Annotated in this window: 13 protein-coding genes; 5 read left to right on the top strand and 8 right to left on the bottom strand. The window is 60.8% G+C overall.

Going from position 1 to position 14527, the window contains the following annotated elements; all coding sequences use genetic code 11:
* Positions 1 to 23: 23 nt before the first annotated feature.
* Positions 24 to 917, bottom strand: a complete 894-nt coding sequence (locus QA648_RS13400; RefSeq protein ID WP_104824311.1) for a LysR family transcriptional regulator — start codon at positions 915 to 917, stop codon at positions 24 to 26.
* Positions 918 to 1447: 530 nt separating this feature from the next.
* Between QA648_RS13400 and odc2 the strand changes: the two genes are divergently transcribed.
* A complete protein-coding gene (gene odc2 / locus QA648_RS13395) occupies positions 1448 to 2581 on the top strand; it encodes an ornithine/lysine decarboxylase (RefSeq protein ID WP_283047433.1) in 1134 nt (377 codons plus the stop codon).
* 112 nt (positions 2582 to 2693) lie between these two features.
* Complete coding sequence (locus QA648_RS13390) at positions 2694 to 3284, top strand: N-acetyltransferase (RefSeq protein WP_104824309.1); 591 nt, start codon at positions 2694 to 2696, stop codon at positions 3282 to 3284.
* A 40-nt stretch (positions 3285 to 3324) separates the two neighbouring features.
* Here the strand turns inward: QA648_RS13390 and QA648_RS13385 are convergent, their stop codons facing one another.
* The 6 genes from QA648_RS13385 to QA648_RS13360 form a co-directional block, all read right to left on the bottom strand.
* Entirely contained in the window at positions 3325 to 4707 is a 1383-nt protein-coding gene (locus QA648_RS13385; protein ID WP_283047430.1) for a cytochrome c peroxidase, read from the bottom strand.
* 23 nt (positions 4708 to 4730) lie between these two features.
* Positions 4731 to 6356: an alkaline phosphatase family protein gene (locus QA648_RS13380; protein ID WP_283047428.1), complete on the bottom strand. Its 1626-nt coding sequence runs from the start codon at positions 6354 to 6356 to the stop codon at positions 4731 to 4733.
* A 449-nt stretch (positions 6357 to 6805) separates the two neighbouring features.
* Positions 6806 to 7621 (bottom strand): serine O-acetyltransferase, encoded by an 816-nt coding sequence (gene cysE / locus QA648_RS13375; RefSeq protein WP_283047426.1) that lies wholly within the window; start codon positions 7619 to 7621, stop codon positions 6806 to 6808.
* A gap of 16 nt (positions 7622 to 7637) precedes the next feature.
* Complete coding sequence (locus QA648_RS13370; protein WP_283047424.1) at positions 7638 to 8627, bottom strand: WD40 repeat domain-containing protein; 990 nt, start codon at positions 8625 to 8627, stop codon at positions 7638 to 7640.
* Complete coding sequence (locus tag QA648_RS13365; RefSeq protein ID WP_283047422.1) at positions 8627 to 9742, bottom strand: GTP-binding protein; 1116 nt, start codon at positions 9740 to 9742, stop codon at positions 8627 to 8629. Before QA648_RS13365 ends, QA648_RS13370 begins: the two co-directional genes overlap by 1 nt.
* 191 nt (positions 9743 to 9933) lie before the next feature.
* Positions 9934 to 10725: a creatininase family protein gene (locus tag QA648_RS13360; RefSeq protein WP_283047420.1), complete on the bottom strand. Its 792-nt coding sequence runs from the start codon at positions 10723 to 10725 to the stop codon at positions 9934 to 9936.
* Between the two features lie 86 nt (positions 10726 to 10811).
* On the opposite strand from QA648_RS13360, the gene QA648_RS13355 reads away from it, so the two are divergent.
* The 3 genes from QA648_RS13355 to QA648_RS13345 all read left to right on the top strand — a co-directional run bounded on the left by QA648_RS13355 (position 10812) and on the right by QA648_RS13345 (position 13467).
* Complete coding sequence (locus QA648_RS13355; RefSeq protein WP_283047418.1) at positions 10812 to 11324, top strand: MarR family winged helix-turn-helix transcriptional regulator; 513 nt, start codon at positions 10812 to 10814, stop codon at positions 11322 to 11324.
* 120 nt (positions 11325 to 11444) lie between these two features.
* Positions 11445 to 12467 carry a LacI family DNA-binding transcriptional regulator gene (locus QA648_RS13350; protein ID WP_104824301.1) on the top strand — a complete coding sequence of 341 codons (1023 nt, stop codon included), beginning with the start codon at positions 11445 to 11447 and terminating at the stop codon, positions 12465 to 12467.
* A 31-nt stretch (positions 12468 to 12498) separates the two neighbouring features.
* On the top strand, positions 12499 to 13467 hold the full coding sequence (locus QA648_RS13345; protein WP_283047416.1) for a 2-hydroxyacid dehydrogenase: 969 nt from the start codon (positions 12499 to 12501) through the stop codon (positions 13465 to 13467).
* Here QA648_RS13345 and QA648_RS13340 read toward each other — a convergent pair whose 3' ends face one another.
* Positions 13468 to 14256, bottom strand: coding sequence for a gamma-glutamyl-gamma-aminobutyrate hydrolase family protein (locus tag QA648_RS13340; protein WP_283047414.1), 789 nt, complete (start codon positions 14254 to 14256; stop codon positions 13468 to 13470).
* Positions 14257 to 14527: the final 271 nt, after the last annotated feature.

The raw sequence follows: 14527 nt of genomic DNA, 5'->3' as shown, positions 1-14527 counted from the left end.
ACCGGTTGGCAGAGCTGAAGGGCTCAGCCGTGCTTGCGGAACCAGCTATGGAGGTAGTCGACGAAGATGCGCACCTTGGCCGGGAGATAACGACGGTGCGGATAGACAGCATAAATGCCGCGATCGGTCGGAAGATAATCGTTGAACAGCGTCAGCAACTGCCCGCTTTCGATCGCCTTGCGGCCGATAAAGTCCGGCACGACGGCAATGCCCAAGCTTGCCAAAGCCGCGCGCAGCGTCGCATGCGGGCTATTGACTTCGAGCGTGCCATTGATCGCGACATTAAAGGTCGAGCTGTCGGCATCGACGAAGCGAACATTGCCCTGTGAGCGATTGTTGGTGTCGATAATGAAAGGCACACGCGCAAGATCGCTCGGATGCTCCAGCGTCGGATAACGATCGAGGAATTCCTGGGTTGCACAAAGATGAACGCGGAAATCCGAGATCTTGCGGGCGATCATGCCGGAATCCTCAAGCTTGGTGACGCGCACTGCAACGTCGAAGCCTTCCTCGATCAGATCGACGAATCGATCTTCGGCGGCGATCTCCAGCGCGAGATCGGGGTTCTCCCTGGCGAAGTCGATCAGCGATTGCCCGACATCGGCGTCGACAAAGGTACGCGGCACGGAAACACGAAGCCGCCCTTTAAGCTGCTGATTGTTCTCGCGCACGAGATCGGCGAGATTGTCGATTTCTTTCAATATGTCGGAAGCGGTGCGGTAATAGGTGTGGCCGGCCTCGGTCATCGAGAATTGCCGGGTGGTGCGATTGAGCAGAAGCGCGCCAAGCTCATCCTCGAGCTCTCGGACATATTTGGAGAGCAGCGCCTTGGAGCGTCCGGTTTTCCTGGCGGCCGCGGAGAAACCTTCTGCTTCGACCACGTCGATGAAGGCGCGAATCCGGGTCAAAGTGTCCATGGCGAAGCCCTCGTTAACTGTCGCAAGTTATTGAACAAAATGCGCCGATTTGTTCAATTATTTTTTTCGGGCATAGGCGAAAAAAATTCTTGATTATGTCGGCGAATATTCCTATTTCGGGTTCAGCCCAAAGTCGCACGTGCCCGTGGGTGTCCGCCGATCCTCGATGTGGTGAGAAAATCGGTAAGGTACCTGGAATTAACCCCTCCAGTCGCTATTCCGGCCAACCGGAAAATGCGAGGACATCTGAAGCAACGACGGTGCGGGCCTTTTTGTTCTCTCCCGGCTTTCCATCAGCCGGGGTTACTGAAGAGGCACACCTTCATTGCCGGAAGTGCGGTTGGGATTATCCCTCCAATCCATGGCAGACAAAGCGAATTAGCGCCGCTTGCGGCACTCGTTCATCATCCGCGCTTCGCGCATTTGCACGGTTCCGGGGTCTCCACCGGCTGGTACCTGAGCGAATGAGCGTCGCCCTTTGTCCTCTGGGTCTTTCTCCCGGAGCTTTTGGAATTGAAAAGGGAATTGACATGACCACGCAACGTATTCGCGACTTTCTCGCTACCCGACGTCCGGACGGTCCCTGCCTGGTGGTTGATCTCGATGTCGTCCGCGACAATTTTCACGCCTTCCGTCATGCCATGCCGGACAGCGCCATCTATTACGCCGTCAAGGCCAACCCGGCTCCGGAAGTGCTGCGCCTGCTGGCAAGCCTCGGCTCCAACTTCGATTGCGCGTCCGTCGCTGAAATCGAAATGGCGCTCGACGCCGGTGCGACCGCTGCCCGCATCTCCTTCGGCAACACGATCAAGAAGGAACGCGATATCGCCCGTGCGCATGCACTCGGTATCAACCTCTTTGCCGTCGACAGCCACGAGGAAGTCGAGAAGATTTCCCGTGCCGCTCCCGGCGCTCGTGTGTTCTGCCGCGTTCTGACGGATGGCGAAGGTGCCGAATGGCCGCTGTCGCGCAAGTTCGGCTGCGTTCCGCAGATGGCTGTCGACGTTCTCGTCTATGCCCATCAGCTCGGTCTGGCATCCTACGGCGTGTCGTTCCACGTCGGCTCGCAGATGACCAAGGTCGATGCCTGGGATGCGGCTCTCGCCGATGCCAAGCGCGTCTTCGTCTCGCTCGCCAAGCAGGGCATTCACCTGCAGATGGTCAACATGGGCGGCGGTTTCCCGACCAAGTACCTGCGTGACGTTCCGTCGGCGGAAGCATACGGCAAGGCGATCTTTGCGGCTCTGCGCGCCCATTTCGGCAACCAGATCCCGCACACCATCATCGAGCCGGGCCGCGGCATGGTCGGCAATGCCGGCGTGATCAAGGCTGAAGTCGTCCTGATTTCGAAGAAGTCGGACAACGATGCCGCTCGCTGGGTCTTCCTCGACATCGGCAAATTCGGTGGTCTCGCCGAAACCATGGACGAGGCGATCCGCTATCCGATCCGCACCGAGCGCGACGCCGACGAGATGGAAGCCTGCATCATTGCCGGTCCGACCTGCGATTCGGCCGACGTGCTCTACGAGAAGAACCTCTATCCGCTGCCCGTGACGCTCACGATCGGCGACGAGGTCCTGATTGAAGGCACGGGCGCCTATACGACGACCTACTCGGCTGTAGCGTTCAACGGCTTCGACCCGCTGAAGGCCTACATCATCTAAGATCCCGTAAGGATCTAAACTCCGACAAAGCCGCCCCCGTAGCCAGCCGGGGCGACACACTCACAATTCCCTTTAGCACCGCTGATAACGGTATTGGGCACGGGAGGCCGAGATGGCCGCTGTTCTTGATTCTGTCCGCGCATTCTTTGCGCCGTCCACTTTCACCCTCGACCTGGAAAACGCAGGTGATGTCGTCGCTCGCGAAAATCTGCTTGATCGCGTCATGGGCGCCGATCGCCGCAAGAAGTCGTCCGAAAAGCTTCGCCGTGGCCGCGTTCCGGCCGAGGGCCTGGCGCTTGTCGCCCGCGATCGCGCCGGCCATGTCATCGGCACCGTTCGCCTGTGGAACGTCGAAGCTGGCGTCGATCGTGAGACCCGCCCGGTCGATGCGCTGCTGCTCGGCCCGCTGGCGGTCGATGGCGCCCACGAAGGCAAGGGTGTCGGCTCGGCGCTGATGCGTGCCGCCATCCTCGAAGCCAAGAAGCGCGGCCATGGCGCTGTCCTGCTCGTCGGCGATGCACCCTATTACGAGCGTTTCGGCTTCTTCGCCGAAAAGGCGCGCCATCTGGTCATGCCTGGCCCATTCCAGCGCGACCGTTTCCTCGCGCTGGAACTCAAGGATGGTTGGCTGGGCAGTGCCGTCGGCATGATCGTCGCCAGCGGCCGCAAGCTGGCCCAGCCGCCGGTCGCCAAGGCGGCCTGAGGTTTCAAATCCGCCTTCGCCCGTTCGGGCGGAGGCGTTTCTATTTGGCCGCCTTCACCCCATCCTTAGCCGGGTCGTAACCATCAGTCAGCGTCTTCAGAAACGCAACGACATCGGCGATTTCCGTATCGTTCAGAGCCGGCGCATCGCCTAGCTTGAGGTTCATCGGCGCGTCGATGACGTCGATATTGGCCTGATATTGCGTCGGAAGATCGTTGTATTTCTGTGCCTTCCCGCTGGCGTCCCTCGGGTAGATCTCGTCGGGATTGGTGTCCCGCTTGACATAGAAGCGGGTGACGTCCTCCAGCGAGCGGTAGACGCCATTGTGGAAGAAGACGTAGCGGCTGGCGACATTGCGTAGCGTCGGTGTCTTGAACAGCCCGCAATTCTGCGGCTGGGCGGAATAGGTGTCGTTGCGCAGCGGGCCGCAGATGCCGGTGTCGTAATAATGCGCGTCGGCATTGGCTGGAATGTCCGGATTGCGCGGTGCGCCAAGCGCCTCGAATTCGAAATCGGTGAAGTTCGGCATCTGGCCGTCGCCTGTCATCTTGTCGAGATGGCAAGAGGCGCAGTTACCCTTGTTGGGATCATCGAACAGTTTCAGCCCGCGCATTTCGGCGTCTGATAACATCGCCTTGCCGCGCAGATAATAGTCGTATTTGCTCGAATAGGGATGGAAGGAGGGCTCTTCGATCTGGTAGCGGGCGAGCGCAAAACCGGCTTCGGCGATCGTCATATCCTGATCGTTGAGGACATTATTGCCGAAGAGGGCGCCGATGTCCTTGCCGTAGCCCTGTTTCAGCTTGGCATAGACGGCGGCTGCATCGGCATTGGCCATCTCGAAGGGCGAGATCATCGGCTGCAGCGCTTGTTCCTCCAGCGAGTCGACACGGCCGTCCCAGAACATGCCGCCTTGCGGCACCAGATCGGGCGCGTTCGAATTGGCTTTGACGACGGCCTGTGCGGTCAGTGGCCCCGCGACCGTCGCCGGGGTGTTTGCAAGCGCCACGCCGGAGGCTTCGGTCATTGGGGCTGCCTCGGCCGCCTCGTCGGCAGCACTTTCCGCGCCGACGGAGAAGGAAGGCGTCGACATCTTATAGGCGAGGCTCGGCACTGCGCGGATGCCCGGCTTATCGAAATGCGGGCCGCCGAGCTGCACGGCGCGGTCATTGGCCGGTGCATAGTGATTGCTGGGATCATGGCAGGTGGCGCAGGACATCTGGCCGCCGCCTGACAGTGAGGGATCGTAGAACAGCTTCCGGCCGAGCTGTGCGACGGCGCTCAGCGAAGCCGTGTCGTCATAGGTATTTGCCGCGACGGCATTAGCGGCGGGTTCGCTTGCCAAGCCGATGGTCGCCCCCGCGAGCGAGATGTTCGCGAGTGCGATCAGGGGGAGGAAACTGTGCTTCATGTTCAAGGACATTGTCCATCCCCCTTATTTTCAGCTTAGGAAGCGCTATTGCCGGTCTTTGTGTCGAGGATCAGCTTCTGTGCATCGGCCTTCGACCAGTCGAACATGTTGTTCAGCGAGCCGGAGATGGCATCGAACGAGCCGCCACCGAGACGTTCGCCGCCCATCCAGTTGTCTTCGATGAAGCGCATCACGGAGGTCTGGTCGGTCAAAGTATGGTCGACGAAGTTGACCTTGGAGTAGGGCGAGATAACCAACAGCGGCTGGCGCGTGCCGTAGCCACAACGGCCCTGGGCCGGCTGGCCGTTGACGCCCGGCAGCGGCGTGCCGGTCGAGCAGCCATCTCCGTTCAGCACGTCATAACCCTTGACGCCAAGCTTCGATGGATTGACGACGGCGTGGGCATGGTCATACCAGCCGTCGGAATCGTCGTAGAGGACGATGATAGCGGTGTCTTTCCAGTCCGGCGAATTCTGAACGGTGTTGACCACCTGGGTGACGAACTCCTGCTCGTCGAGCGGATCAGAATAGCCGGCATGGCCGTCCTGATAGGCCGGCGCCTTCAGGAAGCTGACGGTCGGCATGTTGCCGTTCTTCAGGGCCGCGTAGAAGTCCGTCACATCATACTGGTGGTTGGCTGCGTCGGTGGTGCCGATTGCAGCGACCGAGGACGGGCGCGCATGCGTCGGGTTGGCGGTCGAGGCGTAGTACTGGAACGGCTGGTGATGCGGGATATAGTCAGCGCTGTTGACCTGGGTGACGGTCGAGGTCGTCGCGCGCTTGCAGCCCGTCGTGCCGTCCCCATTCGTCACCGTAAGGTCGAAGCCGCCTTCGAAGAAGCCCCAGGTGATGTTGTGTTCGTTCAGCATGTCGCCGATGTTCTTGCCGTACATCAGCCCTGTCTGGCCGACCGAGCAGACATCGCCGGTCGGATCGAAGTCGCTGATGACGGTCCAGCCGCCATTGCCGTCGGGCACGATGCGGCCCTTGGAATAGGTGCCGTCCTTCTCCAGCGCATAGCCGGGCGGCAGGATGGCGCCGTTGGTCTGGCCGGAGATGAGGTTTAGCGCGCCGGGGGTCGACGGGCCGAAATTGGTGGAGAAGGAATTGTCGTTCAGGGCATAGTGCTGAGCGTAGTTCCAGAGCGCCGTGACGGTGTTGCCGTCATAATAGCCCATGACCTGGCCCTTGGTGCCGAAAGCGCCGGCAGCACCCTTGGTGCCCCTGCCGGTATTGGCCGGGAAAAGGTCCATGGCGAAGTTGTTGTAGGCCGCCTGCTCGGCGGTGTAGCCGTGGTTCTGCGATTGGGTCGCTGCCTGCGTGCGATCAAGCCGAAAGGGGGCGGCCGCATCGGCTCCGTTTGCCGCGTTGGTCTTATTCGGATTGCTGTCGAGAAGACCGGCATTGGCCAGCGTGTTGATATCGGTCGGCGTGTTGTCGGCGGCCTTGAATGCCGGCTCACCGTCGACGTTTGCGGCCTTGGGGTAGGTCGCGAAATAGTGGTCGAAGGAGACGTTTTCCTGGAAGACGACGACCAGATGCTTGATCGGCGTCGCGGTATTCGTCGGCGCCTTGTCGGCGGCACCGGCGGTGGAACAGAGCGAAATCAGAGTAAGCGCGCTGCCGGCGGCAAGGGCGGCGCGACGCGAAAGACAGATCATTGCCATATCCTCTCGAGTGGGGGGTCTTTGCCCCGACGCTTAAGGTGCGCCGCGCCGAGGCGGAAGGAACCATGCCGGGCTAGCAAGCGCATATGACAGTTCCGTGAAGGGGGCGGCGGGAGAGGGAGGCGTTGCCCATGAAGGACGCAACTAAAGGGTTGTTTTTGCTGACATGAAAAAGGAGGTCGCGGACAGGTGTTGCGGATGCCCGTATCCTGCTACCTTATGTCACGGCTGACATTGATGCGATCCACCCGCCCCCGCCCTTCGAGGGTCGCTTCGCTCCCGCCTCAGGGTGAGGGCTGATCTTTTGGCTCCGGCCGCAACGGGCTATCGTTCGGTCTCTACTTTACTGTGACGACGAGCCCACTCCGCCTCATCCTGAGGCGCGTAGCCCGTCGGGCGCAGCCTCGAAGGACGAGGCGGCCACTGACGTTCAGGGACTAAAGCTAGATATTCTGATCCATCGTCTCGGCCGGTATCTCATCGGCGCGATGGATGCGAACGACGGTCGCGGGAACGCCGGCGACGGTGCAGTGGGCCGGGACCGGCTTTACCACGACGCTACCGGCCGCCACCTTGCTGAAGGCGCCGACTTCGATGTTGCCGAGGATCTTTGCGCCGGCGCCGATCATCACGCCATGGCGGATTTTCGGGTGCCGGTCGCCGGTTTCCTTGCCGGTGCCGCCGAGCGTGACGTTCTGCAGGATCGAGACTTCATCCTCGATAACGGCAGTCTCGCCGATGACAATGCCGGAGCCGTGATCGAGCATGATGGACGAGCCGATCCTCGCCGCCGGATGAATATCCGGGCCGAAGACGAGCGAGGCCAGGTTGGAAAGCCAACTGGCGATTTCCGGCCGGCCCTCCGCCCAGAGCGCGTGGGCGATGCGGTGGGTCTGAAGGGCGTGGAAGCCCTTGAGATTCAGGAGCGCATGCAGATAGGTCGTACAGGCGGGATCGCGGGTGCGGACCGCGACGAGATCGGCTTCCGTCGCCTGGAGGATTGCGGCATGCCGCGTCAGCACATCATGAAACAGGGCGAAAAGAGCGTCGGTTTCGATGCCGGCGACGGAAAGCCGGGCGACCAGGACATTGGCGAGGCTTTCGGCATCCGACTGCGTCGCGATGATCTGCGCTGCGAGCAGCGGGCGCAAGGTCGGCTCGCGGCCGGCGAGGTCGGCCGCTTCATGGCGGATTACGTCCCAGACGCTGCCGGCTGCGGCAGGGGAATGTCCGGCGATTGCCGTTCCTGTCTGGGACATAACCATATCTTTCTGATCAAGCGGAAACGTCAACCACGCCGCAATCGCCGGTTTCGGAGGCAAAGGCGAGCAGCTTGCCGGATTTGCTCCAGCTCATCGAGGTGATCGCACCTTTGCCTGGACGGCGCAAGAGCGCTTCCTTGGAGTCGCCGATGCGCACCGCCAGGATCATGCCATCAATGAAGCCGATCGCCAGGATGTCTTCCACCGGATGAAACTTGACCGAGGTCGCCATGATGTTGCCACGGGTGCCGAGTTCCAGCGGCGCCTTGCCCATCGGGCCGTCCTTGCCCTGAAACGGCCAGACGATCGCCGCCGGTGCGCCGGAGGAGGCAAGCCACTTGCCTTTGTTGGACCAGGAGAGCGATTTCACCTTGGCGGGATAGCCGGTCATGCGCATGTGCCTGGCCTCGGCGCCGGGCTTCGTATCCATCTTCCAGCCGTGCAAGGCGTTTTCCTGCATGGTGGTGACGACAAACTGACCGTCGGGCGAGAAGGTGACCCCGGTATGGGCGCCCTTCCATTCGAGATTGATCGGCTGCCCTGCCATCCCGACCCAATGCAGCGACACGCCGTTATAGCGCGCCACCGCGATGCGCAGGCCCTTCGGCGCGAAGGCGATGCCTTCGACGGTGCGCTCCTCGGCAAATTCCTTGATCGAGCCGTCTGCCAGCCGCACGAAGCTGCTTTTCCCGTAGGCATAAGCAACCGCGCCCTGCGGGCCGGCGGCGAGCTGGGTGATCCATTTGCGCGGCGCCTCGGCAAGCACGGTAACGCCGCCGTCAGCGGCAATCCGGAGAACCTTCCCGTCCTCGCCGCCGGAAATCAGGCTATCGCTGTAGGGATCGCGAATGCAGGTGAGCATGCCCTGATGGGCTTCGGTCACCTTCTCGCCGCCTTCCAGCCGATGGATCGCGCCGGCGGCGCTGGCGAAGAAGGGGGTATCACCTAAAAATTCGACGGCCAGAACGTGGCCGTCGATATCAAGCGGAGCAACAGTCGGCATCAGGCGGCCGCCTCGCAGGCCTTGAAGCTCTTTTCCAGCTTTTCGCGGTCGAGTTCGCGGCCGATGAAGACCAAGCGGCTCTCATGCTTTTCGCCGTCCTTCCAGGGGCGCTGGTGATCGCCCTCGATGATCATGTGGACGCCCTGGACGACGTAGCGCTCGGCGTCGCCCTTGAAGGCGATGATGCCCTTGAGGCGCAGAATGTTCGGGCCGTCGGTCTGCGTGACCTTCTGGATCCACGGGAAGAAGCGCTCCGGATTCATCTCGCCGCCGCGCAGCGAGACCGACTGTACCGTCACGTCATGGATGGCCGACAGGCCATGGTGATGGTGGTCGTGATCATGATCATGGTGGTGATGGTCGTGATCGTGGTCATGATGATGGTGGTCATGGTCATGGTCATGGTCATGATGGTGATGATCGCAATCCGGGCCGCAGACATGATCTTCATGGCCGTGCTCGAGGAAATGCGGATCGTTTTCCAAGGCGCGCTCGAGGTTGAAAGCACCCTGGTTCAGAACGCGGGCGAGATCGACGCCGGAGCGGGTGGTCTTGTAGACGCGGGCGGCCGGATTGATGGCGCGGACGATATCTTCGATCTGAGCCAGCTCTTCCGCAGAGACGAGATCGGACTTGTTGATGACGACGACGTCGGCGAAGGCGATCTGGTCTTCGGCTTCGCGGCTGTCCTTCAGTCGCAGCGGCAGGTGCTTGGCATCGACGAGCGCGACGACGGCGTCGAGTTCGGTCTTGGCGCGGACATCGTCATCCATGAAGAAGGTCTGCGCGACGGGAACCGGATCGGCGAGGCCGGTGGTCTCGACGATAATGCCGTCGAAGCGGCCCGGACGGCGCATCAGACCTTCGACGACGCGGATGAGGTCGCCGCGCACCGTGCAGCAAACGCAGCCATTGTTCATCTCATAGATTTCCTCGTCCGATTCGACGATCAGATCGTTGTCGATGCCGATCTCGCCGAACTCATTGACGATGACTGCGTATTTCTTGCCGTGGTTTTCGGAGAGGATACGGTTCAGCAGCGTCGTCTTGCCGGCGCCGAGGTAGCCGGTGAGAACGGTGACGGGAATGGGCTTCTGCGTGGCTGTTTCGGTCATGGGAGCCTCGAAATATCGGAGTTTTCTCCGGAGAGCGGAAAATGATCGGCTTCCATATAAGGAGTTGGCGGCGTCAGTTCAAAGGCTTTTGTATGTTATAAGATCACATCAGGTTTGGAGCGGCTGGTTCAATGTCGGTCTGCGGAAAAATCATTTCCGACGAAGAGGAGAGGGCAGCTACAAGTGATCGGCTATCTCAACGCCTCCACATCAAACTCATCGACATCCCGCAAAAGCTCCACCAATCCCTTCACCGCATGGGCGATCAGCCGCTCGCCCTTCTCCGCAGTCGCAGCACTGGCGTTGCCGGCTACGCCCTCTTTACTCAGATCAGACATCCTCCAGCCGAAGGCGTGCTGGCCGTATGCGCGCAGATGTTTGAAGCGCCTGATGAAATCGGATTGCTGCGAAGGGAAATCGGCAGCCTTGGTCATGTCGACCCTCTCCGGGTTGAGTGCCAGCATTGCCGATGTTTCGATATCGCCACCGTGGATATCGATGGCCTTGTTCTCCGGCGCGATCAGCCCTTCAGGTACGCCAAAGCGTGTCCAACTGGTCGCGACGGCCAGCATGTCGAAGCGAACGCGTGCTTCCGTCGCGACGATGGTCATCAAGGGCGAGTTGCCGCCGTGGGCGTTCAGCATGACGAATTTGCGGATGCCGAGATGGTGCATGTTTTCGGCAATACCAAGCCATCGGTTGACAGCATCGTCGAAGGCGAGTGTTTTGGTACCGGCGATATCCATATGCTCGATGGAATAGCCGATCGGCTCGACGGGCAGGAAAGTGACGGGCAAATCAGATGGTAGGGCAGTCTTCAGGCGGGCGACGATGCCCTCCGCAATCAAGGTGTCGGTCTCGAAAGGCAGATGGGGCCCGTGTTGTTCATGGGCGCCAAGCGGCAGGACGGCGATCCAATTTGCCCGTTCTGTTGGCGTCAGCGTCCTATCATTGTCATCGAAACGCGGCATAGGCTGTGCCATCTGCGGATGTGCCTCTTGTTTATGTCAATAACCTGCGCAATGTCATACCGTGATGCTGCAGCGGCGGAAAGATCAACGGAATCACGATGGGTAAGAAGAACAAGGACGGAAAAAAAGGTAAGTCGGGTAAGAAGAAGGATCACGGCGACTACACGCTTGCCGATTTGTCGCCGGCATTGACGCAGGCGGCGCGGTCGATGCGCACGGTTCTGACCCGCAACCTGACTGCAAGTGGCCTTTACGCGGGCCAGGATGGCGTCATCCTCGCGCTGGCGGAGAGCGATGGCCTGCCGGCGGGGACGCTGGCGCAGAAGCTCGGCGTCAAGGCGCCGACCATGACCCGCACGATCGGGCGCATGGAAGCGCAGGGCTTCGTCGAGCGGCGACCCGACGCCGCGGACGCCCGGTTGACAAAGGTTTATCTCACCGAGACCGGGCGCAACAGCGTCACCGAGATCACCAGTTCGGCCGCAGCTTGCGACGAACTTGCCACACGCGGTTTTTCGGAGAAGGACGTCCGTTCGCTCGTGCGTCTGTTGAAGGCGATCGACGGCAATCTTCAGGCCGGCGACCATGACGAAGATGATGGGGAATTCTGAGATCCCTTGAGGATTCAAGTTGCACGGCGCGATTTAAGCTTTTAATTAAAGTTTTTAAATTTCGGATTCGTGAGACGCCGGGATCATACATTTGGCTGCGTTTCACGAGGAGGGGAGCGCATGGCGCAAAAGATAAAGCTTTCGACCATTGCGGAAACGCTGGGTATTTCAACGGCGACCGTATCCCTTGCCTTACGCGACAGCCCGCTGGTGGCGGTGAATACGCGCGAGAAGATTAAGGACCAGGCGCGCACGCTCGGCTATATCTACAACCGCCGTGCGGCGAGCCTCAGGACATCGCGTTCCGGAATTATCGGCGTCGTCGTGCATGACATCATGAATCCGTTCTACGGCGAGATTCTGAAGGCGATCGAAAGCGAGCTCGACCGCAGCCGTCATACATTCATTCTCTCCAACCACTATGATTCGGTCGAGAAGCAGCGGACCTTCCTCGAAACCCTGCTGCAGCTCGGCGGCGACGGCATCATCATGTCGCCGGCAATCGGCACGCCGCCGGAGGATTTCGATCTGGCGGAGGAAAACGGCATGCCGGCCATCCTCGTCGCCCGTTCGATGGAGGGGCTGGACCTGCCGACCTTTCGCGGTGACGACAGCTATGGCATTTCGCTCGCGACGAATCATCTGATCAGCCTCGGTCACCGCACCATCGCGATGATCGGCGGCACGGACCAGACCTCGACCGGTCGTGATCGCTACCAGGGCTATGTGAACGCTCTGCGCAAGGCGGGCATCGAGGTCGATCCCAATCTGCGCATTCCCGGCGCTCGTTCCAAGCAGGGCGGTTTCGAGGCGGCGGTACATCTCCTGTCATTGCCGCAGAAGCCGACGGCGGCCGTCTGCTGGAACGATCTGGTGGCGATCGGTTTGATGAACGGCATTTCCCGCGCCGGCCTCGTGCCGGGCAAGGATATTTCTGTGACCGGCTATGACGATCTGGAAGAGGCGGCGATCGCGACTCCGGCGCTGACGACGGTATGGAATGGTCAGGCCGAGGTCGGAAGGCTTGCGGCGCGCGCGCTTTTGGATAGGCTGGCCGGCAGCCATGAGCCGGATGGAATTCATCTCATCAAGCCGGAAATGCGCATCCGTCAGTCGACATCTCCCTATCAGGCGCGCCAATAGCGTCGAACCCGCATCTTCAAGAGGAAAGATCATGTCCGATAATCGCATTGCCGTCCTCGTTCCGGGGAAGATACACCCGCGTGTTCTCGAAACGCTCAAAGGCCGCTTCGATATCGTCGGGCTCGACGCCGGCGAGAGCCCGAAGGTCGATGCCGCGACGGCGGCGCGTGTGCGTGGCGTGGCGGTGTCAGGCGGTTTCAATGCCGTCTGGATGGATGCCTTTCCTAATATCGAAGTCATCGCCAATCTCGGTGTTGGCTATGACGGCGTCGATGTCGGGCATGCAGCCTCGAAAGGCATCGTGGTCACGAATACGCCCGATGTGCTGAACGATGAGGTGGCCGATACGGCCATCGCGCTGTTGCTGAATACGATACGACAATTTCCAAATGCGGAAACCTGGCTGCGCGAGGGACGCTGGGCGAAGGAAGGAGCCTTTCCGCTCTCGCCTTTCTCCCTGAAGGGACGTCGCGTCGGCATCTACGGCCTCGGCCGCATCGGCCTGGAGATTGCCAGGCGGCTGGAGCCGTTCAAGGTGAAGATCGGCTATCATACGCGCTCGCCGCGCGACTCGTTGCCTTACGATTACTATCCGACCCTGAAGGAGATGGCACAATCGGTGGACACGTTGATTTCCATCGTTCCGAAGACGCCGGAGACGCATAAGGTGATCAATGCTGAGGTGCTATCGGCACTTGGGCCGCAGGGCGTGTTCATCAATGTTGGACGCGGCTGGTCGGTGGATGACGACGCGCTGATCGCCGCCCTTCGGAACGGCACGCTTGGTGCTGCCGGCCTCGATGTTTTCTACGACGAGCCGAACGTTCCCTCAGCTTACCTATCTCTGCCGAATGTCTCGCTGCTGCCGCATGTAGCATCTGCCTCGGTGCCGACGCGCAACGCCATGGCCGATCTCGTGGCGGACAATATCATCGCGTGGTTCGGCAACGGCAACCCGTTGACGCCGGTGCCGGAAACACCGGTAAAATCAAAAGCTTGATCAAACGGCCTGCTGGTGACGAGGGGTTGCTAAAGGCTGCTCCTTGCTCGCCGCATAATCGCGCACCGCATCGCCGAAGGCGGCAAACAGCTTGCGCGAAGGCGAATCCGTTTCCGCCCAATATTCTGGGTGCCACTGCACGCCGACGGCGAAAGCCTTGGCGTCGATGACCGAGACGGCTTCGATCGTGCCGTCTTCGGCGATCGCTTCCACTTGCAGCCGCGGCGCCGTATCGGCGATTGCCTGGCGGTGCAGCGAGTTGACCCGCACTTCGCCTGGGCCGATGACGCGGGCGATGCAGGAGCCTTCCTTGACGAACACGCTCTGGCGGATCGAATACATCGTGTCGCGATCGACATTCGGCGGCTTGCGATGATCCCAGATGCCCGGCTGTTCCTGGATTTCGCTGGCGAGCGTGCCGCCCAACGCGACGTTCAGCTCCTGAATGCCGCGACAGATGGCGAGCATTGGGATGGCACGATCGATGGCGCGGCGAATGAGCGGCAGCGACGTCGCGTCGCGGGCCGGATCGAAGGGGCCGTCGCTCTCGAGCGCTTCCTTGCCGTAGAGCGAGGGATGTACGTTGCTGGCGGAACCGGAGACGAGCAGGCCGTCGACGCGATCGAGAATGGCGTCGATATCGTTGCCGTCTTCCAGCGCGGGGACGATCAGTGCCATCAGGCCGGCGGCATTGACGGCTGCCCGGATATATTGCTGCTGCACCGCATGCCAAGTCACACCATCGAATTCGCGGAGATCGGCAGGAATGGCGATGATCGGTCTGGGCATGCAAGGCTCCGGAGAATTGCGAGGATATCGGGATCGGTTGGGACCCCGGAACGAATATGGTGTCGATGCCGAGGCCCGTCAAATCTAAGCGAAGAGCGGGACTTCGGCAACGCGGAATGGTTGCGGACGAGCTTTGCCTCTATTCGTCATAACGATGTACAGGAATCGCCATAATGCAGTGCAAAAGCAACCTTGAAAGACAATGCATGGCGTGGTTAGCTCCAGCGCTTGCGCCATGAGCGGGAGAGCATGTTTCCCGCAATGCCATATA

This window comes from Rhizobium sp. CB3171 (assembly GCF_029714265.1).
Classification (GTDB): Bacteria; Pseudomonadota; Alphaproteobacteria; order Rhizobiales; family Rhizobiaceae; genus Rhizobium.
This window is presented reverse-complemented; position numbering and strand designations above follow the sequence as displayed.